At 71.6% G+C, this 20,035-nt stretch carries 23 protein-coding genes; 9 read left to right on the top strand and 14 right to left on the bottom strand.

Annotation, left to right across the window (positions count from 1 at the left end):
- Positions 1 to 99: 99 nt before the first annotated feature.
- Both ACIPJI_RS15510 and mshA read right to left on the bottom strand, forming a co-directional pair.
- The gene (locus ACIPJI_RS15510) at positions 100 to 600 is read right to left on the bottom strand and encodes a YbjN domain-containing protein (protein ID WP_356618898.1); all 501 of its coding nucleotides are present in this window, start codon (positions 598 to 600) and stop codon (positions 100 to 102) included.
- Positions 601 to 702: 102 nt separating this feature from the next.
- Positions 703 to 2,043 (bottom strand): D-inositol-3-phosphate glycosyltransferase, encoded by a 1,341-nt coding sequence (gene mshA, locus ACIPJI_RS15505; protein ID WP_402246705.1) that lies wholly within the window; start codon positions 2,041 to 2,043, stop codon positions 703 to 705.
- A 205-nt stretch (positions 2,044 to 2,248) separates the two neighbouring features.
- Between mshA and ACIPJI_RS15500 the strand changes: the two genes are divergently transcribed.
- From ACIPJI_RS15500 to ACIPJI_RS15490, 3 genes are all read left to right on the top strand, one after another.
- Positions 2,249 to 3,034 carry a class I SAM-dependent methyltransferase gene (locus tag ACIPJI_RS15500; RefSeq protein ID WP_356618902.1) on the top strand — a complete coding sequence of 262 codons (786 nt, stop codon included), beginning with the start codon at positions 2,249 to 2,251 and terminating at the stop codon, positions 3,032 to 3,034.
- A 262-nt stretch (positions 3,035 to 3,296) separates the two neighbouring features.
- On the top strand, positions 3,297 to 4,394 hold the full coding sequence (locus ACIPJI_RS15495) for an NlpC/P60 family protein (RefSeq protein WP_402246703.1): 1,098 nt from the start codon (positions 3,297 to 3,299) through the stop codon (positions 4,392 to 4,394).
- A 265-nt stretch (positions 4,395 to 4,659) separates the two neighbouring features.
- Entirely contained in the window at positions 4,660 to 5,898 is a 1,239-nt protein-coding gene (locus tag ACIPJI_RS15490) for a PP2C family protein-serine/threonine phosphatase (RefSeq protein WP_402246701.1), read from the top strand.
- Between the two features lie 188 nt (positions 5,899 to 6,086).
- Here the strand turns inward: ACIPJI_RS15490 and ACIPJI_RS15485 are convergent, their stop codons facing one another.
- The 3 genes from ACIPJI_RS15485 to ACIPJI_RS15475 form a co-directional block, all read right to left on the bottom strand.
- Positions 6,087 to 6,431 carry a DUF2516 family protein gene (locus tag ACIPJI_RS15485; protein WP_307707161.1) on the bottom strand — a complete coding sequence of 115 codons (345 nt, stop codon included), beginning with the start codon at positions 6,429 to 6,431 and terminating at the stop codon, positions 6,087 to 6,089.
- A 118-nt stretch (positions 6,432 to 6,549) separates the two neighbouring features.
- On the bottom strand, positions 6,550 to 7,152 hold the full coding sequence (locus ACIPJI_RS15480) for a hypothetical protein (RefSeq protein ID WP_307707162.1): 603 nt from the start codon (positions 7,150 to 7,152) through the stop codon (positions 6,550 to 6,552).
- A 25-nt stretch (positions 7,153 to 7,177) separates the two neighbouring features.
- Complete coding sequence (locus tag ACIPJI_RS15475) at positions 7,178 to 7,615, bottom strand: helix-turn-helix domain-containing protein (protein WP_159690415.1); 438 nt, start codon at positions 7,613 to 7,615, stop codon at positions 7,178 to 7,180.
- Between the two features lie 173 nt (positions 7,616 to 7,788).
- Here ACIPJI_RS15475 and ACIPJI_RS15470 point away from each other — a divergent pair, with 173 nt between their 5' ends.
- On the top strand, positions 7,789 to 8,697 hold the full coding sequence (locus ACIPJI_RS15470; protein ID WP_402246699.1) for an aminoglycoside phosphotransferase family protein: 909 nt from the start codon (positions 7,789 to 7,791) through the stop codon (positions 8,695 to 8,697).
- A gap of 75 nt (positions 8,698 to 8,772) precedes the next feature.
- Here the strand turns inward: ACIPJI_RS15470 and ACIPJI_RS15465 are convergent, their stop codons facing one another.
- Entirely contained in the window at positions 8,773 to 8,967 is a 195-nt protein-coding gene (locus tag ACIPJI_RS15465; protein WP_402246697.1) for a hypothetical protein, read from the bottom strand.
- Between ACIPJI_RS15465 and ACIPJI_RS15460 the strand changes: the two genes are divergently transcribed.
- Positions 8,966 to 9,949: a phosphotransferase family protein gene (locus ACIPJI_RS15460; RefSeq protein WP_402246695.1), complete on the top strand. Its 984-nt coding sequence runs from the start codon at positions 8,966 to 8,968 to the stop codon at positions 9,947 to 9,949. The two genes, ACIPJI_RS15465 and ACIPJI_RS15460, sit on opposite strands and share 2 nt — an antisense overlap.
- Here ACIPJI_RS15460 and ACIPJI_RS15455 read toward each other — a convergent pair.
- The 3 genes from ACIPJI_RS15455 to ACIPJI_RS15445 all read right to left on the bottom strand — a co-directional run bounded on the left by ACIPJI_RS15455 (position 9,940) and on the right by ACIPJI_RS15445 (position 12,378).
- The gene (locus tag ACIPJI_RS15455; protein ID WP_356618914.1) at positions 9,940 to 10,842 is read right to left on the bottom strand and encodes an oxidoreductase; all 903 of its coding nucleotides are present in this window, start codon (positions 10,840 to 10,842) and stop codon (positions 9,940 to 9,942) included. The genes ACIPJI_RS15460 and ACIPJI_RS15455 overlap by 10 nt on opposite strands.
- A gap of 94 nt (positions 10,843 to 10,936) precedes the next feature.
- Positions 10,937 to 11,566, bottom strand: coding sequence for a TetR/AcrR family transcriptional regulator (locus ACIPJI_RS15450; protein ID WP_402246694.1), 630 nt, complete (start codon positions 11,564 to 11,566; stop codon positions 10,937 to 10,939).
- Positions 11,563 to 12,378, bottom strand: a complete 816-nt coding sequence (locus ACIPJI_RS15445; RefSeq protein WP_307710405.1) for a TetR/AcrR family transcriptional regulator — start codon at positions 12,376 to 12,378, stop codon at positions 11,563 to 11,565. The genes ACIPJI_RS15450 and ACIPJI_RS15445 overlap by 4 nt, the downstream gene beginning before the upstream one ends.
- Positions 12,379 to 12,501: 123 nt before the next feature.
- Between ACIPJI_RS15445 and ACIPJI_RS15440 the strand changes: the two genes are divergently transcribed.
- Positions 12,502 to 13,500 carry an ATP-binding cassette domain-containing protein gene (locus ACIPJI_RS15440; protein WP_356618917.1) on the top strand — a complete coding sequence of 333 codons (999 nt, stop codon included), beginning with the start codon at positions 12,502 to 12,504 and terminating at the stop codon, positions 13,498 to 13,500.
- Positions 13,493 to 14,266: an ABC transporter permease gene (locus tag ACIPJI_RS15435; RefSeq protein WP_356618919.1), complete on the top strand. Its 774-nt coding sequence runs from the start codon at positions 13,493 to 13,495 to the stop codon at positions 14,264 to 14,266. The genes ACIPJI_RS15440 and ACIPJI_RS15435 overlap by 8 nt, the downstream gene beginning before the upstream one ends.
- Here ACIPJI_RS15435 and ACIPJI_RS15430 read toward each other — a convergent pair.
- From ACIPJI_RS15430 to ACIPJI_RS15420, 3 genes are all read right to left on the bottom strand, one after another.
- On the bottom strand, positions 14,247 to 15,323 hold the full coding sequence (locus tag ACIPJI_RS15430; RefSeq protein ID WP_402246692.1) for a phosphotransferase: 1,077 nt from the start codon (positions 15,321 to 15,323) through the stop codon (positions 14,247 to 14,249). The genes ACIPJI_RS15435 and ACIPJI_RS15430 overlap by 20 nt on opposite strands.
- A gap of 122 nt (positions 15,324 to 15,445) precedes the next feature.
- Positions 15,446 to 16,168, bottom strand: a complete 723-nt coding sequence (locus ACIPJI_RS15425) for an HAD family hydrolase (protein ID WP_307707170.1) — start codon at positions 16,166 to 16,168, stop codon at positions 15,446 to 15,448.
- Between the two features lie 2 nt (positions 16,169 to 16,170).
- Complete coding sequence (locus ACIPJI_RS15420; RefSeq protein WP_402246690.1) at positions 16,171 to 17,046, bottom strand: GntR family transcriptional regulator; 876 nt, start codon at positions 17,044 to 17,046, stop codon at positions 16,171 to 16,173.
- Between the two features lie 275 nt (positions 17,047 to 17,321).
- Between ACIPJI_RS15420 and ACIPJI_RS15415 the strand changes: the two genes are divergently transcribed.
- Positions 17,322 to 17,489, top strand: coding sequence for a hypothetical protein (locus tag ACIPJI_RS15415; protein ID WP_307707172.1), 168 nt, complete (start codon positions 17,322 to 17,324; stop codon positions 17,487 to 17,489).
- A 23-nt stretch (positions 17,490 to 17,512) separates the two neighbouring features.
- Here ACIPJI_RS15415 and ACIPJI_RS15410 read toward each other — a convergent pair whose 3' ends face one another.
- A complete protein-coding gene (locus ACIPJI_RS15410; RefSeq protein ID WP_402246688.1) occupies positions 17,513 to 18,394 on the bottom strand; it encodes a GntR family transcriptional regulator in 882 nt (293 codons plus the stop codon).
- A 149-nt stretch (positions 18,395 to 18,543) separates the two neighbouring features.
- Between ACIPJI_RS15410 and ACIPJI_RS15405 the strand changes: the two genes are divergently transcribed.
- Positions 18,544 to 18,711 carry a hypothetical protein gene (locus ACIPJI_RS15405; RefSeq protein ID WP_229834970.1) on the top strand — a complete coding sequence of 56 codons (168 nt, stop codon included), beginning with the start codon at positions 18,544 to 18,546 and terminating at the stop codon, positions 18,709 to 18,711.
- Positions 18,712 to 18,743: 32 nt separating this feature from the next.
- Here ACIPJI_RS15405 and ACIPJI_RS15400 read toward each other — a convergent pair whose 3' ends face one another.
- Positions 18,744 to 19,988, bottom strand: a complete 1,245-nt coding sequence (locus tag ACIPJI_RS15400; RefSeq protein ID WP_402246686.1) for a GNAT family N-acetyltransferase — start codon at positions 19,986 to 19,988, stop codon at positions 18,744 to 18,746.
- Positions 19,989 to 20,035: the final 47 nt, after the last annotated feature.

The following is a 20,035-nucleotide window of genomic DNA, read 5'->3' as shown; positions in this document are numbered from 1 at the left end:
GGATGTGAACGACGTTCATATTTACGTCGGCGGTGAGCATGCCACGAGGACCCGGCGCACCGAAAGGGTCGTGCACCGGGCAACAGAGGAGTCAGGACGTCAGCCGGCGGGCCGCTGGGTCAGGTGCGTGAACGCGTCCAGGTTGCGCGTCGATTCGCCACGCGACACGCGCCACTCGTACTCACGACGGATGGCGCTCGCGAAGCCCAGCTCCAGCAGCGTGTTGAACGAGCCGTCCGCCGCCTCCAGGATCGAGCCGAGCAGCCGGTCGATCTCCTCGGGCGTGACCACGGACAACGGGAGTCTGCCCACGAGGTAGATGTCGCCGAGCCGGTCGATCGCGTAACTCACCCCGTACAGCTTGAGGTTGCGCTCCAGCAGCCAGCGGTGGACGGCCGCGTCGTTCTCGTCGGGGTGGCGGATGACGAAGGCGTTGACCGAGAGCGAGTGCTTGCCGACGAGGAACGAGCACGTCGTGGAAAGCTTGCGCGTGCCCGGGAGTTTGACGACGTAGGAGCCCGTGTCGGGGTTCTCCCATTCGAGGTCGGCGTCCTTGAAGGCCTGCTCGATGACCTGCGTCGCCTGCTGTACGTCAGCCATGGGGCGAGCGTACGTCAGAGGTACACGGCCCGCGTGCGACGGCCGTCACAGCCGCGCGGCCCGCGCCGCGCCCGTCGGCGGGCACGAATCAGGGGTGACCCGTCAGTGGTGCGCGGCGCGCATACGGTGGCGGTGTTCGTACATGGCCGCCTGGTAGACGTCCGCGGTCGCCGACGCCGACGCCTCCCAGCCGAACGACTGCGCGTGCCGGGCCGCCGCCTCTCCCATCCGCTCGGTCCGGGAGGGGTCACGTACGAAGCCGGCCAGGACGTCCGCGTAGTGCGCGGGATCGTGCCCCGGCACCAGGAAGCCGGTGCGCTCGTCACGGACGGCGACCGGGAGACCGCCGACGGAAGCGGCGACCACCGGCGTGCCGGCGGCCTGCGCCTCTATGGCGACGAGCCCGAAGGATTCGCTGTAGGAGGGCATGACCAGTACGGAGGCGGCACGGAACCAGTCCGCGAGCTGTTCCTGGCCGACGGGCGGCCGGAAGTGGACGACGTCCGCGATGCCCAGCCTGGCGGCCAGCTTCTGGAGCCCCTCCGGCTTGGCGAGCCCGCTGCCGCTGGGGCCGCCGACGACGGGAACGTGGATACGGCGCCGCAGGGACGGGTCGCGTTCCAGCAGGGTCGCGACGGCGCGCAGCAGGATGTCGGGGGCCTTGAGGGGCTGTATCCGGCCCGCGAACAGCGGGATGAACGCGTCCTGGGGCAGCCCGAGGCGTGCCCGGGCGGCGGCCCGCCCGTCCGCGGGGCGGAAGAGGTCGAGGTTCACGCCCGGGTGGACGACGGCGATCTTCGCGGGGTCGGCGTCGTAGAAGCGGGCGAGCTCGTCGGCCTCCCCCGCCGTGTTGGCGATCAGCCGGTCGGCGGCGTTCACGATCTGCGTCTCGCCGATCACGCGGGTGGCCGGCTCCGGGGTGTCGCCCTCGGCCAGGGCGGCGTTCTTCACCTTGGCCATGGTGTGCATGGCGTGCACGAGCGGGACGCCCCACCGTTCCGCCGCCAGCCAGCCGACGTGGCCGGAGAGCCAGTAGTGCGAGTGGACGAGGTCGTAGTGGCCGGGGCGGCGGGCCGCCCACGCCTGCATCACCCCATGGGTGAAGGCGCACAGCTGAGGTGGCAGGTCCTCCTTGGCCAGGCCCTCGTAAGGACCGGCGTCGACGTGCCGCACGAGGACGCCGGGGGCCAGCTCCACGGCCGGCGGCAGGCCGCCGGCCGACGCCCTTGTGAATATCTCGACCTCGACGTTGATGGCGGCGAGACGCTTGGCCAGCTCGACGATGTAGACGTTCATGCCGCCCGCGTCGCCCGTCCCCGGCTGGTGCAGCGGGGAGGTGTGGACACTGAGCATGGCGACCCGGCGGGGCTTGCGGTTGCCGCCGGGGAACCGGATACGCGGTGCCATCCGGCTGCTGCCGAGGCGGGACACGTACTGGCTCACGTCGACGGTCCTCTCGCTGCGGGCACGGCAATGCGTCGCGGGGCAAGCGGGTCCCGCACACGCTGACAACAGCGGAGCGGTCCCTTCCATTTCCACCAGGGGCCACTTTGCCGAATCATTACCGTCCTCGGCCGCCGCGCCCCTTGCGCCCGGGGCCGCCGACCACGTCCGTTGTGCGCCGGTCCGACCGCATACCCTCTTCTGCATGAACCGTCCCGTCGGCACCGCGACCCGCGGGACGACCAACCCCAATCGGCTGCGCCGCATGGACCGCTGGATCGCGCATGCGCACGGCCCCGCCCTGCGCCGCGCCGACGTGGCCCCCGTGGCCGTCGACCTCGGGTACGGGGCGGCCCCGTGGACCGCGGTGGAGCTGCTGGCGCGGCTGCGCACCGCCGATCCGCGATGCGAGGTCGTCGGCGTCGAGATCGACCCGGCGCGGGTCCGTGCCGCGAAACCGTACGAACGGGCAGGGCTCGCCTTCCGCCACGGCGGCTTCGAGGTCCCGACGGCGGACCGGCCGGCGCTCATCAGGGCCGCCAATGTGCTGCGCCAGTACGACGAGTCCCAGGTGGCCGCCGTGTGGGCGCGGCTGTGCGGCCGGCTGGCTCCCGGAGGCCTGCTGGTGGAGGGCACCTGCGACGAGATCGGGCGGCGGCACGTATGGGTGGCGCTCGGCCCTGAGGGTCCCCGGACGGTGACGTTCGCGACCCGGCTCGGCTCCCTCGAACGCCCCTCCGACCTCGCGGAGCGGCTCCCCAAGGCGCTCATCCACCGCAATGTGCCGGGCGAGCCGGTGCACGCCTTCCTCCGGGACTTCGACCGGGCCTGGGCGGCGGCGGCCCCGTACGCGTCCCTGGGCGCCCGACAGCGCTGGATCAAGGCCGTGACGGACCTCGCGGACAGCTGGCCGCTGACGGACGACCGGAGACGGTGGCGACAGGGAGAGGTGACCGTGAAGTGGGCGGCACTCGCACCCGATTCGGGATGAACGGCACCACGATCGAGTGAACGACCCGAACACGGGAACGCACGGGGGGCCTTGCTCGTCAGTGGAGTGGGAGGACCGGCGGGCGGGACCAGGGGTGGGTGATCTGCGAGGGTGATCTGCGCGTCGAACTGCCGGTCGACCCTGTCACTTTCGCGTCCGTCATGACACCATCACGTCGTCACGCCCAAGTTACTGACGGTTAATCACATTCGGTTTGCCCCGCAAGCAGCCGGATACCAGGCGTTCGTCCGAAGGGGGAGTCGTGAACCGACGCCACTGTGCCACTGCCGCGATCACACTGGTCTGCGCTCTGACGCTGCTGGCGTCCCCCGGCACGGCCTTCGCGGCCCCCGAGCCGGCCCCGACGACACCGGCGTCCGTCACCCGGCCCGGCGCGCTCCCGCCGCCCCCGCCCGCCGCGCCGAACCGGTCGCTCGAGGAAGTCCGCCTGGAGATTGACGCCCTCTACCGCAAGGCCGCGTCCGCGACGGACGCGTACAACCTCGCGGAGGAGCAGACGCAGAAGCAGTCGGCCGAGATCGTGAAGCTCGCGCAGGAGATGGCCAAGGGCCAGGCCAGGATCGAAGAGCTGAAGAACCGCGCGGGCGCGGCCGCCCGCGCCCAGTACCGCGCGGGCGGGCTGCCCCCGGAGGCTCAACTGGCGCTCGTCGACGACCCCCAGCTCTTCCTCGACGGCGTCGGCCGTATCCAGCAGGGCCAGAAGGCCACCAAGGACCTGATCACGGAACTGACCCGCACCCAGGCGGACTTGGCCGACTACACCAAGGACGCCAGCGCCCAGTGGGAGAAGCTCGAGGCCAACCGGGCCAAGAAGGAGAAGGCGCAGAAGGAGATCAAGGAGCGGATCGCCGCCGCCAAGAAGCTCGAGGACCAGCTCGAGAAGGAGGAGCTGGCGACGCTCCTGCAGCTCGAACAGCGGGCGCAGTACGACGCGCAGGCCGCCTGGCTGGACTCGGGCGCCCTGAAGGGCGTGGGCGGCACAGCGAGTGAACAGGGCCGCGAGGCACTCCGGTTCGCGACGAAGCAGCTCGGCAAGCCGTACGTGTGGGGCGCCGAGGGACCGGACTCCTACGACTGCTCGGGGCTCACCTCCGAGGCGTGGGCCGCCGCCGGCCGCACCATCCCCCGCACCTCGCAGGAACAGTGGCGCCTGCTGCCCCGGATCCCCATCCAGGACATGCGCCCCGGCGACCTGATCATCTACCACTCGGACGCCAGCCATGTCGGGATGTACATCGGCGACGGCGCGATCATCCACGCGCCGCGGCCCGGCAGGAACGTGACCGTGGCCGGAGCCGGGTCGATGTCCATCCTCGGTGTCGTCCGCCCCGACAAGTGACGCCGGGCCGCCGGGACCACGGCGGCGGGACACGGACCCCACTTCGCAAGTGACGCACGCCACGCGGAGGAAGGGGCGAAACGGGCGCGCGGGGTGATGTTCGTCATGGGCCACCCGGCAACTACGCCCCTATGCGCGGCATATGCCATCGGCTCTTCGCTGATCGCCATTCCGTTCGGCCACCGCCTACCGCTATGGTCCCCGTCTGGCGGGTCGTCGATCGTCGTCCTGCCGCGCCCTCGGGGGGAGGGAAGGAACAACACCGATGCCCGTACCCGTACCGCGACAGAGGAACGTCCCCGTCGCGGAGACCGCCCCCGGTGGAGCCGGCGGCGACCTGATACTCCTCGTCATCGAGGACGACCCTGCGGGCACCTTCAGCGTTCCCGGTCTGCTGGACGCCGCAGGTGCGCGCGTCCGCATCCGCACCGCCCGGAACCTCACCGAGGCCGAGCGGCTGCTCACGGACGACGTCCACTGCGTCCTCGTCGACCTCGCGCTCCCCGGACGCCCGCAGGACGACGCCCTCGGCGCGCTCAAGCACGTCCTGCGCCTCGCGCCCCGGCACGCCGTGCTGGCGCTGACCGCGTCCGGCGACACGGAGCTGGCCGCGGAGGCCGTACGGCTGGGCGCTCAGGACCACCTCGTCCGCGAGGAGCTCGACGGACGCCTGCTGACCCGCGCCGTGCGGTACGCGGTGGAGCGCAAGCGGGCCGACACCGCCCAGGTGAAGCTCGCCGAGTCCCGGCTGCGCGCCCAGGAGAACGCCCGGCTCGAGCGCGGTCTGCTGCCCACCCCGCTGCTGGAGGGCTCGGACCTGCGCTTCGCGGCGCGCTACCGCCCGGGGCGCTCCCGCGCCCTGCTCGGCGGCGACTTCTACGACACCGTCCGCACCCCGGACGGCACGGTCCACGCGATGATCGGCGACGTCTGCGGCCACGGCCCGGACGAGGCGGCACTCGGCGTGGAACTGCGCATCGCGTGGCGGGCTCTCACGTTCGCCGGACTGTGCGGCGACGACCTGCTGTCCACGCTCCAGCAGGTGCTGGAGCACGAGCGGGAGAGCGACGAGATCTTCGCGACGCTCTGCACGGTGGACATCTCCGCCGACGGACGGCGGGCCGGGCTCTGCCTGGCGGGCCACCCCTCCCCGCTGATCGCCCGGCACGGCCGGGCCGCGCAGCTGCTCCCCTACGACGACGGCGGCCCGGCGCTCGGCCTGCTGCCGCGTGCCCGCTGGCCACGCCGCCAGGTGGAGCTGGGCGGCTCCTGGAGCCTGATGATGTACACGGACGGGCTCATAGAAGGCCGCCAGGGCCCGGACACCAAGCAGCGACTGGGCCAGGACGGCATGCTCGCGATGATCAACCGCCAGCTGTCGGCCGGGCTGGACGGCGAGGCGCTCCTCGAGGCCGCCGTCGGCGAGGTGCGCGAGCTCAACGGCGGTGATCTCACCGACGACGTGGCGGTGCTGCTGCTGAGCCGCGACGGGACCCGCCGCTGAGCGACGGTCGTCCACCGCGGTCACCGGTGGTCCGTCGCGTCACCGGCCGGGCATCGCGGTCATGCGCAGCGATCGTGGGCAGGGCGTCGCAGGCACCGGCCGAGGCTCATGGCCGGCGACGAGCGCCGGAGGTCGAGAACAGGCACACCGACGAGTCCGCACGCGCCGGCGTGCGGTCCTTGAGGCCGTCACCGGCCGCCGTTGTAGGGGCCGTACGGGCCGTCGCTGCTGGAGCCGCCACGGCGCCTGCCGCCTCCGGAGACCTGCTGGAGTGCGGGGCGTACGTCGACGAAGAAGACGATCGATGCGATCAGTCCGGCGATCTGCAGGAACAGCATCGAGATGAACGGAATCAGGTTCACGGCGACCGCGACACCGAGGATGATCAGCCAGAACGGCTTGGTCTTCTTGTCGGCGGCCCGGTAGGCGTCCTCACGGGCCATGGCGGCCATGACGAAAGCGGCCACGGACGTCACCAGGAAGACCAGATCGACGATCATCCCGAGCCCGAAGTCGAAACGTTCAGCCAGCATCCTCAGCACCGCCTACTCAGTGGTTGGTGTCGCCTGCCTCGCCGCCAAGGTACCTCCGAGGATGCCCGCAGCGCGATGAACGTGCCGGGCGCCGCGTCCAGCGGCGCCCGCGCATCGCTCACTTCGCGGCCGGCGGCGTGCTGTTCTTGTCGGCCGGCTTGCGCACGGCGGTCTTGCGCGCGGCCGGCTTCTTGGCCTCGGCGCTCTTCGGCTCCGCGGTGGCCGACACGGGCTTCGACTCGGCGTCGCTCTGCTTGCTCTTCGCCGGCTCGGGCTCCACGGCGACGGCGATCTCGGTGATCTCCTCCGCCGCGCCGCCACGCCACGCCCGCACGGTCTGCTCGCCGTGCTCGGCGACCTTCTCGTACGTCTCACGGGCCTTGACCGCGTACTCGGCGGCGACGCCGACGCTGCGCAGCGCGAGGTCCTGGGCGCTCTCGCCCAGCTTCTTCAGGTCGGTGTCGAAGTTCCCGATCACCTCGGCGACCTTCGCCTGCACGGTGGCCTGCGCCTCCTTGGCCTGCGCGGTCACCTTCTCCTGCACAGCCTTGGGGTCGGTGTTGCGCACGGCGTCGATACGGCCCGGCGCCTCGGCGGCCAGCTGCTCGATCAGCGCGGGCACCTTCCTCGCCTGCTGGACGGCGAGGTCGGCGGTGCCGGCGGCGAAGTAGAGGGGAGTCGGGTCGGTGAGGGTCTTACGCAGGTCATCGGTGATGGCCATGACTGTGGTCCTCCCGGAACGCAGATCAGTTCGTCTTCGGTTCGGCATCGCCCGTGCCGGCCGTGCGGGGGCCGTCAGCGGCGGTGTCCTCGTGGGCTTCCGTGGCAGCGGCGGTCTCGAGCCCGTTCTCCTTGCGGAAGGACTCGTAGATCTGGAGAAGCACCTGCTTCTGCCGCTCGTTGATGGAAGGGTCGGCCAGGATGACGGCACGCGTCTCCAGTTCGTCCCGCTCCTGCTCGTCCAGGATCCCGGCCCGCACGTACAGCGTCTCCGCCGAGATCCGCAGGGCCTTGGCGACCTGCTGAAGAACCTCGGCGCTCGGCTTGCGCAGCCCGCGCTCGATCTGGCTCAGATACGGATTGGACACCCCGGCGGCGTCGGCGAGCTGCCGCAGGGACAGCTGCGCGTTGCGCCGCTGTTCGCGGAGGTACTCACCGAGATTGCCGACGTTGAGCGATGCCATGTACCGATGGTGCCGCACCGGCGCTAACTATTGCAAGCAACTGCTTGCAATAGTGTCGCAAACAACACCCGGACGGACCAGGCGCCGACCTCGCCGGGCTACTTCTCCGGTGCAGCACCGAGCCTGACGGAAAGTCATTGGCTTCCCGCTCCGTCCGCGGCGAGACTTCCGGCGTGACGCTTCACGAGAACGAGATCCCGGTCGACGAGACGCTGGTCCGGTCACTGCTGAAGGCGCAGCGACCGGAGTGGGCCGGCCTGCCGCTGGCACCGGCGGGCGCGGGCACGGAGAACACCATGTACCGGCTGGGCGACGACCTGCTCGTGCGTCTTCCACGGACCGCCGACAAGGGAGAGTCCTTGCGGAAGGAGCAGGAGTGGCTTCCTCGCCTGGCGCCCCTCCTCTCATGCCCGATCCCCGAGCCCGTACACGCCGGGGCGCCCACCGCCGCCTTCCCCCCGGTCTGGTCGGTCTACCGCTGGATCGACGGCGACCAGGCCGGCCCGGACACCGTCAGGGACTGGTCCGCCTTCGGCGCCGACCTGGCGGCGGTCGTCCGCGAGTTGCACAGCATCGACCTCATGGGAGCGACCCGCACGGACGGCCTCAGCTGGTACCGCGGAGGCGGCCTGGAGCCGTGCGACCAATGGATAGGCGGAAGTCTCGACGACTGCCGGACCACCGTGGGCTCCGAGCTCGACGTCGACGCTCTGGAACAGCTGTGGCGAGCCGCGCTCGCGCTGCCCGGGCCCTCCGCACCTCACGTATGGCTCCACGGCGACCTCAAGCCGACCAACCTCCTGGTCCGGGAAGGCAGACTCCACGCGGTCATAGATTTCGGGGCGCTCTCGGTCGGCTTTCCCGACGCCGAGCACTCCACCGTCTGGGACCTGCCGGCACAGGCACGGCAGGCCTACTGGGACGCGTTGAGTCTCGATGACGTGACCTGGGCCCGCGCCCGCGCCTGGGCGATCGCGGTGGGCGTCAGCGGGATCTCCTACTACTGGCACACGTATCCCGCCTTCGTGGCCGAATGCCGGGCACGACTTCGAGCGATCCTCGCCGACGCCGCGACACGTTGAGCGAATAGCGGCTCAGGACGTCGTCGTCCGCTCCGGGGAAACCCGGCGCCGCGCCGTCGCCCGCGGCCGGGACATCTACGCGACCAGCGCACCCCTCGCCGTCGAGGCGGTCGTCCGTCCCCTCGCCGGACAGGTCACGAGGGTCGGGGCCTCCTCGGCGGGGGAGGTCTTCGACGCGCCGGCGTTCCTGAGCTCGCTGTCCCGCATCTGTCGGTCGAGTTGGGCGAGATCGAGCCCGCCGGTGCCGTCCGGTCCTAGGGTTTCGTCCATGGGCGGGGAAACGGACCACGGACGCGGCCAGGAGCACGACGAGGACTGGGCGGCGACGCGCGCCTGGGTGCGCGGGCAACTCGGGGAAGGCGAACGGATCGAGGGCGCCGAGCGGCTTCTCGGCGGATGGACGTCCACGATGCGGCGTCTGCGCGTCGAGGGGCCCGCGGGCGCGGAACGCACGCTGGTGCTGCGGTCGTTCGTCGAACCGTTCTACCTCCGGCATGCGGCGGGGCTCCTCACCCGCGAGGCCGGCATGCTGCGGCTGCTCGGACCGTCCGGCGGGGTGCCGGTGGCCGAGCTCGTAGCCGTCGACCCGGACGCCGAACACTGCGACCATCCCTCGCTCCTGATGAGCCTGCTCCCGGGGCGCGTCCGGCTGGAGGAGACCGGCGCGGGCCGCCGGGCCGCCCTGCTCGCGGACCAGTTGGTGCGCATCCACCGGCTGGACGTACCCGAAGGGGAGCGGCCACGCGCCTACCAGGCGTGGACCGCTCCCGACCGCGTCCGGCTGCCCGGGGCGACGGACCGGCCCGACGTATGGCGGCGCGCGGTCGACGTCATACGCCGGGCCCCGCCCGCCCACCGGGCCTGCTTCCTCCACCGCGACTTCCATCCGGGGAACGTGCTCTTCACCGGGGAGGCGGAGGACCCGCGCATCAGCGGTGTCGTCGACTGGGTGGAGACCTCCTGGGGCCCCGCCGACCTGGACGTCGCCCACTGCTCCACCGCGCTCGCTCTGCTGCACGGCCCCGACGAGGGCCTGCGCTTCGCGGACCGCTACGCCGCAGCCGGCGGGCGGCTCACCGAGGATCCGGCCGACCACCTCTACTGGCGGATGCTCGACGCGCTGGCCTTCGCGCCGGACGCCGAGAAGGTCGCCGTCCCATGGCGGGAGCTCGGCCGCACCGACCTGACGGCGCGGCTGGTCGCGCGGCGTCTGGAGGACTACCTCGAAGCGCTGCTGCGCCGCTACGGCTGAGGCTCCCGCCCGGCCCCGTCCAGCAGTGCCATCTCGTCGTCCGAGAGCCGCAGGGAGCCGGCGGCCACGTTGTCGGCCAGATGGTCCGGGTTGCCGGTGCCCGGGATCGCGAGCACGTGCGGGCCGCGCTGCAGCGTCCAGGCGAGCCTGACCTGCGCCGGGGTCGCGCCGTGCGCCCGGGCGACGGCATGGACCTCCTCGCTGTCGGTTCCGTTCGCACCGGCCTCCCGGCCGCTGCCCGCGATCGCGAAGAACGGCACGAACGCCACGCCCTGTTCACCGCAGGAGTCCAGGAACGCGTTGTGCTCCGGCGAGGCACCCACCCCGTACGGGTTCTGCACACACACGACCGGCGCGATGGCCCGAGCCTCCTCGAGATGGTGCGGCCGGACGTTGGAGATGCCGAGATGGCGGATCAGACCGGCGTCACGCAGTGTGGCGAGGACCTCGAAGTGGGCCGCCAGCGAGCCGGTTCGACCGCTGGGCGGGATGCGGAGGTTCACCACGTCCAGGTGGTCGCGGCCGAGCTGCCGCAGGTTCTCCTCGACCTGTCCCCGCAACTGCTCCGGCGAGGCCCACCACCAGTTCCCGGACGGGTCGCGTCCCGGCCAGACCTTGGTGGTGATGACGAGGTCGGACGGGTACGGGTACAGGGCCCGGTTGATCAGCTCGTTGGCGGACCGGGTGGCCGAGAAGTAGAAGGCGGCGGTGTCGATGTGGTTCACGCCGAGCTCCACGGCCCGCCGCAGCACGGCGATCGCCCGGTCCCTGTCGCCGGGAGCGCCGTCCGCGTCCGCCGTCAGCCGCATCGCGCCGAACCCGATCCGGTTGACCGTCAGGTCGCCCAGCTGCCAACTCCCCGCGGCGGAGGCGGTGATCGTCTCTGTGGTCATCCCGGAAGTCTGACACGCGCGCCGGCGGCGCGACGGGGAGCGGGCGACGGACGCAGCGGCGCAGCGGCCGGAGGGAAGCCTCTCGCACCGGAATTCATCCCAGACCCGCTCGCAGCTGCGCGAAGGCATGATCGGCCGCCGCCACGGCGTCCGGCGCGATGTCCTCGGCCCGTTCCCCCGCTGCGATCCGCCGCCAGTTCTCCTCGGCGAGGATGCGCAGCACGGCGACGATCTGCCCCGCCGCCAGCCGGGCGCCGAGCCCCTGCGACCCCGCCGCGCACAGCGCCTCCGCCAGCGCCCGTTCCGACCTGACCTGGTAGGCGTGGAGCCGCGCCACCAGGCTCGGTGTCCCGTACACCAGCCGGTGGAAGGCGAGCACGCCCTGCTCGTCGTTCAGCCCGGTGACGGGGTCGCGACGCGCCAGGCCGTCGAGGACGTGGCGGTGCAGCACCTCGAGCGGCGGGACACCGGCCGGGCGGGCGGCGACCACACGCGCGGCCTCGTCCTCGTGATCGGCGAACCGGTGCAGCGCCAGGTCCTCCTTCGTGGGGAAGTACCGGAACAGCGTCGGCTTCGAGACGTCCGCCGCGGACGCCACCTCGGCGACGGAGACCGCGTCGAAGCCCCGCTCGAGGAAGAGCGCGACGGCCGCGTCGGAGATCGCCCGGTAGGTGAGGCGCTTCTTGCGCTCGCGCAGCCCCGTTCCGCTGCTCGCGCCGCTCATGTCCGCGGTCCTCCCTCATGCTGTGCCGCGTCCGCGAGGCGCTTCTCGACCAGGACACCCACGCCGTCCAGCAGTCGCTCCAGACCGAAGACGAACTCGAAGTCCTGGCTGTCCGGTTCGTACATCACCCGCGACTGAAGGAGGCGGGCGAGCGCCGGATAGCGCTCGGGGTCGGCGAACCGCTCCAGAGTGTTCGCGTAACGGCGCATGACCACGTCCGGGGACTCGCCGCTCGCCGCGATCGCCGCCCCGAGGTCGGCCATGAGCAGTGCCTCGTTGCGCACGAAACCGCCGACCAGCAAAACCACCGAGATCTTCTCGCCCTCGTCGAGACCGGTGTCCGCCAGGGCGGCGAGGCCGCGGTCCCACCAGGCGACCGAGTTGGGGGTGGCCGGCGGGCCGGAGATGGGGATGCGCAGCATCCACGGACTGCGGTGGAAGACCTCGCGCTGCGCCCACGCCCAGGCCGCCAGCGCCTCACGCCAGCCGGTCCCGGGGGCCGGGGGTTCGGGCGGCAGGCCGACTGCCTCCTCCAGCATCAGGATGTAGAGCTCGTCCTTCGCGGCGACGTACCGGTACAGCGACATCGTGGAGACGCCGAGCTCCTTGGCGACCCTGCCCATGGAGACCGCCGGGAGTCCTTCCGAGGACGCCACAGCCACGGCGGCCGCGACGATCCGCTCGATCCCGATCCCCGGCTTGGGGCCTTTCCCGGGGCGTTTCCGCAGGCCCCACGCCGCCTCGATGCTCGCGGGCAGCCCGGTTTCGGTCTTCGCACCGTCCGGGGCGCGCCTGCGTCCACTGCCCGCCATCGACTCCGCCGCCTTCTGCTGTCGCCCGCTGCCCGCCGCCCTCTCGCGCTTGACGCCCATCCTAGTAATGCGTAACCCTTACACAGTAACGCGTATTCCATACGCAGAAGGGGGCTCGCCATCATGAGCACCGGACGACCGACGGCCACCCGGCGGCCGCCGCACGCCACGCCCACCGCCGAGCCGGCGATCGAGGCGCACGGCCTGCGCAAGGCCTACGGAAAAGTGCCCGTGCTCGACGGCGTCGACCTCAGGGTCGAAAGGGGCAGCGTCTTCTCGCTGCTCGGACCGAACGGGGCGGGCAAGACGACGACCGTACGGATCCTCGCCACCCTCACCGCCGCCGACGCGGGACGTGCCCGCGTGGCCGGCCACGACGTGACGGCCGACCGGGGCCGGGTACGCCGGGCCATCAGCCTCACCGGCCAGTTCGCGGCGGTCGACGAGAAGCAGACCGGTGAGGAGAACCTCCGCATGATGGCCCGCCTCAGCGGCCTGTCCCGCGCGGCGTCACGCCGCCGCGCGGCCGAACTGCTGGAGCGCTTCGACCTCGCCGCCGCCGGGCGTCGCCTCGCCGTGACGTACTCCGGCGGCATGCGCCGGCGCCTCGACCTCGCCGCCGGGCTCGTCGGCGACCCCCAGGTCGTGTTCCTGGACGAGCCGACGACCGGCCTCGACCCACGCAGCCGCCAGGAGCTCTGGCAGGTCGTCCGCGACCTCTCCGGCCGCGGCACCACGGTCTTCCTGACCACCCAGTACCTGGAGGAGGCCGACCGGCTCGCCGACCGCGTCGCCGTCATGGACGCGGGCCGCATGGTGGCGGAAGGCACCGCCGCGCAGCTCAAGGCCAAGGTCGGCGGCCACCGCCTGGACGTCGTGTTCACCGACCGGGCCGCCTACGCACGACACGAGCGGCGGGCCGTGCACCGCTCCCCCGAGTCGCTCACGCTCGGCCTGCCGACCGACGGCACCGCCCTCGAAGTGCGGGCGCTGCTCGACGACATCGACCCGGAGCGGCGGGACGTCTCCCGCTTCTCGCTGCACACCACGACGCTCGACGACGTGTTCCTGTCCCTCACCCGCACGGGTGCCGCTTCCGGGCAGGAGCCCACCCATGTCTGAGACGTCGGGCGCCGCGCGCCTGCTGACCCCCGCCCTGACCATGACCGGCCGCTGCGTCCGCCTCAGCCGCCGCGACGTCGACGCCGTCATCACCTCGATGATGCTGCCGGTCATGCTGATGCTCGTCTTCGTCTACTTCTTCGGCGGAGCGATCAACACCGGTACGGAGTACGTCGACTACGTCGCCCCGGGCATCCTCGTGCTCTGCTCCGCCTTCGGCTCGTCCGGCACGGCGGTCCGGGTGAGCGAGGACATGAAGGGCGGCATCATCGACCGGTTCCGGTCCCTCGACGTCGGCGGCACGTCGATCCTGGCCGGTCATGTCGTGGCGAGCACCGTGCGCAACGTCTTCTCGACCGCGCTGGTCCTCTCCGTCGGCCTCCTCATCGGCTTCCGCCCGTCGGCCTCCGCGGCCGGCTGGCTCGCCGCGGCGGGCATCCTGCTGGCGTTCCTGGTGGCGCTCTCCTGGCTGTCCGCGGCGGTCGGCCTCATGGCCAGAACACCGGAAGCGGCGGCCGGCTTCACCTTCTTCATGATGTTCCTGCCCTATCCGAGCAGCGCGTTCGTCCCCATCGAAACCATGCCGTCCTGGCTCCACGGCTTCGCCGACCACCAGCCGGTCACGCCGCTGATCGAGTCCCTCCGCGGCCTCCTGCACGACGAGCCGGTGGGCACGGCGCCGTGGACGGCGCTGGCGTGGTGCGGGGCGATCCTGGCGGTGGCGGTCGCGCTGTCGGGGGTGCTGTTCAGGGCGCGGACACGCTGAACGACACCAGGGCGGTCATGATCCGGGGCACGTCCGGCGGCGGCGCCGAGCCGAGCGCCGAACGCCCCCGCGCGAGGACCGTCCGCAGCTTGTGCGAGGTCGCCTGAAGGGCACGCCAGTCGATGTCCCCCCGGGCCACAGCGAGGGCGGCGCGGATGACGTCCGTGTAGACGGACTGGGCCCGCTTGTAGCGCAGCAGATGCGGCAGGTCCTTGCGCCAGCCGCGCGAGCTGCCCGGCCGTGCCTCCTCGACGGCGTCCCGCCAGCGGCGCGCCACCGCCGCCTCCTGCTCCGCCGGATATCCCATCAGGTGCAGATGGGTGGCGAGGTCGTACAGCGGGTCGCCGAACATGGCCAGTTCCCAGTCGATCGTCCACAGCCGGCCGTCGCCGTCGACGATGAAGTTCTCCCGGTGCAGGTCCCCGTGCAGGAGGCAGAAGGGACGCGCGCTGAAGGAGCGGGTCCGCTCCGCGAGCCGCAGCAGCCCTTCCTCGGGCACGCCGAGCTCCTGGAACAGCCGCCCGTACACGGGCCGGTGCGCCTGGTGGACGCGCTCCTCCGTGAAACGGATCAGCCCTTCGGCGAACGCGCCGCAGTCCCCGTCGGCGGCACCGCCCGCCGTGTGGGCCGGTTCCTCCGGCGGCAGCACCGCCGAAGGAACGGCCGCCAGCTCGCGGAACAGCCGCTCGATCTGGGCGACATGGGCCTCTGGGACAGCGGTCCCAGGACGCCCGTGCAGTGCGAGCGTCGAGCCCTCGATGAACCGCTGAAGGCCGATGTCGTCGACCACGATGATTTCCGGGACGCTGGAGACATGACCGGCCAGAGCGCGGACCAGCGCCCCTTCCGAGGGGAAGGAGCGCCGGTCGAAGCGGAGGATCCCCTCGCGGGGCTCCCGGCACTTCCACCGGACCGTCCCGGCGCCGCCCGCCGGATGGGGCAGCGGGAAGGCGTAGGTCTCGTGGTGGTACCCCTTGAGCGGCCCTTCGATCAGCGCCTCGCCGGCGCTGAGCCGCACGGCCTGCTGCCACACCCTCGCCGAAGGCTCGGCCGTCATGCTCGCTGCCCCCGTGTGAATGCGGCCGCCTCCTTGTTCACGGACCTCCCTGGGTGGTGCGGTCCTCCTCCACAAGCAAGGTACAACTGCCGCGCCGCTGTGGGTCTTCGGCGGCCACCGCCTCAGGCGAACGGAAGGAACTCCGCCATCCCGGAAGCGATCAGCGGCACACCGGCCTCCCGTAGCCGTCGCCTTCCCCGCTCGGACCGGTGGTACCCGTAGAACGGCATCCCCACCTCCTGGGCGGCCCGGAAGTCCGTGCCGGTGTCGCCGATCATCAGGTGCCGGTCCACGGCGACGCCGCGCAGCATGGCCTCCCTGAGCGGCGCCGGATGGGGTTTCATCAGCAGCGCGTCCCGGCCCCTGCCGACCACCGGACCCTCGAAGCAGTGGCGCACGGACATGCGCGCGAGGATCCGTGTCGCGGCGTCCACATGGTTGTTCGTCGCGATGGAGAGGGTCCTTCCGGACGCATGGCACGCCTCGATGAAGGCTGCGGCACCCGGCGTGGGCGTCGCCGACTCGGCGGCCTTGCGCTCGTAGGCGTCGAGCTGGTCGTGCATCTTCGCGACGGTCTCCGCCCAACCGCCGCCGCCGTTGTTCCTCCGCATCTCCGCGGTGTGCCCGTACAGCAGGGCCATCGGGTCGAGGCAGCCGCGCAGCTCCTCGACCAGGCAGCCGTCGCGTTCGGCGATCTCCCACAGCTCGCGGGCGATGACCGCCGCGGGCTCGCCGGCGAAGACCCGCGCGATCGGGCCGTCCAGGTCGAACACGATGCACTGGGCCCGGGAGAGCATCTCCCGCATCGCGTCCGGGACCGCCACGGACGTGGTGACAGATGGCACGGTCAGAAATCCGCCTCTTTGGCTTGGTGTTTCCACATCGAATCGAAGAGGTACTGGAACGCCCGCACGATGCCGACCTGCTCGGGTGTGGAGTCGGCGGCGGCACGGAAGGGGAACAGGGTCGCCCCGGTGCCGTACGCGTCGAGGATCGTCACCTCCTCACCGTCCGGAGGGACGGTGATCGTCCCCAGCTCCGGCGGGTAGAAGCCCTGGAGCGCCAGCCGGCGGTTGAGGATGTACAGCTTGAGCTGCGGCGCGAACGGGACCAGCCGGACCTCGACGGAGACCTCGGACACCAGTCCGCGGTCGCGCAGCTCGTACAGAGACTGGCTGAGCATGGACGCGTGCGCCTGGAGAATGCCTCGCAGCCGGCGCCGTACGCGGGGATCGTCCCGCCCGTCCTCCAGCCGGGGGATCGCCAGGACGGGAGAGTCGGTGTCCGGGAGCATCAGCCGGGCGCTGATGCTGCGCGGCGGACGGATGTCGCCGTCCATGATGCGGGTCTTCTGGGCGGACACCCTGGCCGCGAGAGTCTCCGTGGTCATCGAGAAGACGTCGAGGGTGACCTCCGTGGCCTCGAACGCCTCTTCCAGGTAGGGCGCGAGCACCACCGGCGGGACACGTTCGGAGACGACCGCCCACACGTCCTCGCCGTCGCCCGTGCCGGTCTGCGCCGGGATGCTGCGCTCGCTCCGGCTCACGAACGTCCCGCTGCCCTGCCGCGACTCGATGAGCCCCTGCTCCCTGAGGACTTCGATGGCCCGGTTCACCGTCGCCCGGGACACACCGAACCGGGAGACCAGCTCGCTCTGGGTGGGCAGACGGTCGCCCGGCCGGCGCGTCCCGTCGTTGATCTCCCTGCGCAGGGCGTCGGCCACCGACAGGTACCTGTGCGTGTGGTCTCGCGGGACAGATCCATGACTCGTCACGCCGCAACCTTACAACTGACGTACAGCCAAGGAGAGATGCCTCGCACCGACCCGACAAGAAACAAGCAACCAGACAAGTTTGCAACCATGCCCCCAGGGGGCATCACCCATACAGGTCAACCAGACCAATTTGTACGGCAGTTGACCTAACACCGGTCCAGTTGTCAGCCCCGCAGCACAACGGAGTGCGAGCCCGGCGCCTCTCCCTCGAAGGAGTGATCCCCATGCCTCTCATCACCCTCCTCGCCGAGCAGTACGTGCAGCTGCGGTACGGCTTCGTCGCCGCCCTGGGGCTCGCCCTGCTCGCGGTCGGCATCAAGGCGGAGAACGCGGCCTGCGCCGGTATCGGCGGCTTCCTGCTGATCGCTCCGGCAGTCGGCACGGGGCCCTGACGGCGCTCGTGTTCGACGGCTGATCAGCCGTCGAACACGACGTCCGCGGCCAGCGTGCCCCAGAGACTGTCGAACCACGTCTGCGACTGGGCCACGAACGCCTGGTCACGCCGCCCCCCGCCGGACTCGAAGGGGAAGAGCGTCGAGTCGCTGCCGAGGGCGTCGAAGATCCTCGTGTCCGTACCGGCGATGCGTTCCGTGCGCTCATGGACGTTGTAGTACGCGAAGAGGGCCTCCGCGCCGTTCAGCAGATAGAGCTTCACGGGCGGGGTGAAGGGCAGCGTCCTCAGGGTCACCTCGACGTCGATGCCCCGGGTCGCCAGCGCCTCGAGGCTCAGCAGCAGTCCGCGCCCGTGGCCGTCGCGCCGCACCTGCCAGTGCCTGTGCACCTTGTCGTCGTCGACCGCCCCCTCCGCCGGACGCGGGAAGGCGAGCTTCACGTCGTGCGCCGGCACGAGGACCCTGACCCGGACGCTCTCCGGCGTGGCGATCTCCCGCGCCTGGACCCGCCGCAGCGGTTCCGCGAGGGCCTGGTTGAGGGTCTCCGTGGTGAGACAGATCGCGTCGACCCGCACGTTCGGCGCCTCGAACGCCTCGACCAGACGCGGTCCGAGGGCGGCGGCCGTCGTCCTGGGCGTCTCCTCCGCGTCCCGCGGCGGTGGGACGGAGACCCGGGCGGGCGCACCCTTGCCGCCCTCCGTGATCAGACCCGCGTCGCGCAGCAGCTCCAGCGCCTGGCGCACCGTGCGCCGTTCGATGCCGAACTCGGCGGCGAGCTGTTCCTGCGTCGGCATCCGCTCGCCGGCTCTCAGCAGACCGGTACGGATGCGATCGGTCAGCACGTCTGCCACCTCGCCGTACGAGGGCTTGCCCCGGGCGGCCACTGCCTGTTGCTCGTGGGTCACACCTGAACGCTACAACTTCGCCATCCATGGCGGGAGTTACCAGGAAGTTGTTTAGCTATCTCGGCCAACCGGGGACAACTTCTACAAGTTGGCGGCCAACTCGGCTGACTTCATCCGCAACTCCCCCTTTGAGCGTGAGGAGAACAGCCGTGCCTCTGGTGTCCCTGGTCGTCGAGCAGTACGTGCAATGGCGCTTCGGTCTCACGGCCGCATTCGGCCTGGCCCTTTTAACCGTCGGTCTCAGGTCCGAGAACACCACCTGCGCCACCATCGGCGGCTTCCTGCTCGTGGCCCCCGCGCTGACCGCCGGGGCCTGACCGCGATGCCGTAGGCCCCCGCCCGCCCTGCCTCAGAACACGTCCGGGCACCAGGGCCGGCGCCCCGTGCGGAACAGCAGGTCCGCGCGCGCGGCCGCGCCCGCCGTGTGCTCGTCGAGGCGGCCCAGGGCCGTGAGGCGGGTCGCGGACTCGTCCCCCAGGCCGAGTGTGGCCAGTTCCCGTACGTCCAGGGTCAGGTCCGGCGACTGCGACGAGGGCGTGCAGGACACGCCCGACGGCGACGCGTCCAGCCGGAAGCGGCCGGACGCGAGCGCCGAGTCGTCCCGCACGTCGAGCACCAGGGTCCCCGAGCCCTGGTACGTCCGGGCGGTCAGCGCGACCGGGACGTCCAGGAGCCGCAACCACAGGAAGTCCGCCTGCGTGACGATCCGCGCCGCGCGCGGGTCGGGCAGCAGGTGGGGCAGCAGGTCGTCCGGGGCGCGTCGGCCGGAGCGGACCGTGGTGATCCAGTCGACCGAGCAGACGAAGCGCCACAGGGCGCGCTCCGCGGCCGGGCTCAGCGCGATCATGTCGCGCACGGTGGCCGTGTTGAGCGGCTGCTTGCCGTCGCCCCACTTGTCGTCCGCCGAGTAGGTCAGCAGCCCCTCGACCGTGCCGTCCGGTGCGCGGTACACGGCGTAGAACGGTTCCGTCCACGGATGCGCGGGAAGCTGCGCCTGGCCGGTGTTCACCCGCCACCAGCGCTCGTCGCGGTCGACGACGCCGTGCTGCGTGGCCGCCAGCCGCTGGTGGAGCTCCGGGCCGAGCTTGCGCACGTCGTCGCCGTCGACCAGGTCGACGCGGCCGCCGTCGTCCGGGCCGGCCGCCCGCGGGTCGAGGCCGGCCCGGGGTACGTCCACGGACCACTCCGCAGTGGTGGTGGCCGGCCCGTAGCCGTACCGGCCGTAGATCGGGTACTCGGCGGCGATCAGCGTCGAGACGCTGTCGCCGCGCTCCTTGGCCTCGGCGAGATCGGCGTCGATCATCCGGCTGAGCAGGCCCCGGCGGCGGTGCGTCGGGGAGACCGTGACGTTGGAGACGGCGCTCGCCGCGAGCCGTGCGCCGCCGACCGTGGTGAGCTGCTGGGCGAAGGAACGGTACGTCGCCACGCACCGGCCGGCGTCGAACGCGCCCCTCACCCGGCCGAGATCCGTACTCGCCCGGCGGTCGGCCACCTCCTCGTCGGTGACCACCGGCGGCCTGAGAAAGCCCGTGGCCAGCGCCCTGAGCCAGTCGGGGTACTCGGACTCGGCGATCAGACGCGTTTGGACAGTCATGCACGACACGCTAGGCGGGCGGACGAAGCCGCCGCATCCGGATTTCC

It is taken from the genome of Streptomyces sp. NPDC086835 (assembly GCF_044745705.1).
GTDB lineage: Bacteria > Actinomycetota > Actinomycetes > Streptomycetales > Streptomycetaceae > Streptomyces.
Note: the sequence above shows the minus strand (reverse complement) of the source record. Positions and strands in the feature narration are given on the sequence as shown.

What these genes read in the sequence shown, in the direction of transcription:
- ACIPJI_RS15510 (WP_356618898.1), bottom strand. Translation starts at nt 600, where the DNA reads ATGGCTGACGTACAGCAGGCGACGCAGGTCATCGAGCAGGCCTTCAAG.
- ACIPJI_RS15435 (WP_356618919.1), top strand. Translation starts at nt 13,493, where the DNA reads ATGTCTGAGACGTCGGGCGCCGCGCGCCTGCTGACCCCCGCCCTGACC.
- ACIPJI_RS15460 (WP_402246695.1), top strand. Translation starts at nt 8,966, where the DNA reads ATGGGCGGGGAAACGGACCACGGACGCGGCCAGGAGCACGACGAGGAC.
- ACIPJI_RS15415 (WP_307707172.1), top strand. Translation starts at nt 17,322, where the DNA reads ATGCCTCTCATCACCCTCCTCGCCGAGCAGTACGTGCAGCTGCGGTAC.
- ACIPJI_RS15480 (WP_307707162.1), bottom strand. Translation starts at nt 7,152, where the DNA reads ATGGCCATCACCGATGACCTGCGTAAGACCCTCACCGACCCGACTCCC.
- ACIPJI_RS15475 (WP_159690415.1), bottom strand. Translation starts at nt 7,615, where the DNA reads ATGGCATCGCTCAACGTCGGCAATCTCGGTGAGTACCTCCGCGAACAG.
- ACIPJI_RS15455 (WP_356618914.1), bottom strand. Translation starts at nt 10,842, where the DNA reads ATGACCACAGAGACGATCACCGCCTCCGCCGCGGGGAGTTGGCAGCTG.
- ACIPJI_RS15485 (WP_307707161.1), bottom strand. Translation starts at nt 6,431, where the DNA reads ATGCTGGCTGAACGTTTCGACTTCGGGCTCGGGATGATCGTCGATCTG.
- ACIPJI_RS15500 (WP_356618902.1), top strand. Translation starts at nt 2,249, where the DNA reads ATGAACCGTCCCGTCGGCACCGCGACCCGCGGGACGACCAACCCCAAT.
- ACIPJI_RS15450 (WP_402246694.1), bottom strand. Translation starts at nt 11,566, where the DNA reads ATGAGCGGCGCGAGCAGCGGAACGGGGCTGCGCGAGCGCAAGAAGCGC.
- ACIPJI_RS15440 (WP_356618917.1), top strand. Translation starts at nt 12,502, where the DNA reads ATGAGCACCGGACGACCGACGGCCACCCGGCGGCCGCCGCACGCCACG.
- ACIPJI_RS15400 (WP_402246686.1), bottom strand. Translation starts at nt 19,988, where the DNA reads ATGACTGTCCAAACGCGTCTGATCGCCGAGTCCGAGTACCCCGACTGG.
- ACIPJI_RS15430 (WP_402246692.1), bottom strand. Translation starts at nt 15,323, where the DNA reads ATGACGGCCGAGCCTTCGGCGAGGGTGTGGCAGCAGGCCGTGCGGCTC.
- ACIPJI_RS15445 (WP_307710405.1), bottom strand. Translation starts at nt 12,378, where the DNA reads ATGGCGGGCAGTGGACGCAGGCGCGCCCCGGACGGTGCGAAGACCGAA.
- ACIPJI_RS15490 (WP_402246701.1), top strand. Translation starts at nt 4,660, where the DNA reads ATGCCCGTACCCGTACCGCGACAGAGGAACGTCCCCGTCGCGGAGACC.
- ACIPJI_RS15465 (WP_402246697.1), bottom strand. Translation starts at nt 8,967, where the DNA reads ATGGACGAAACCCTAGGACCGGACGGCACCGGCGGGCTCGATCTCGCC.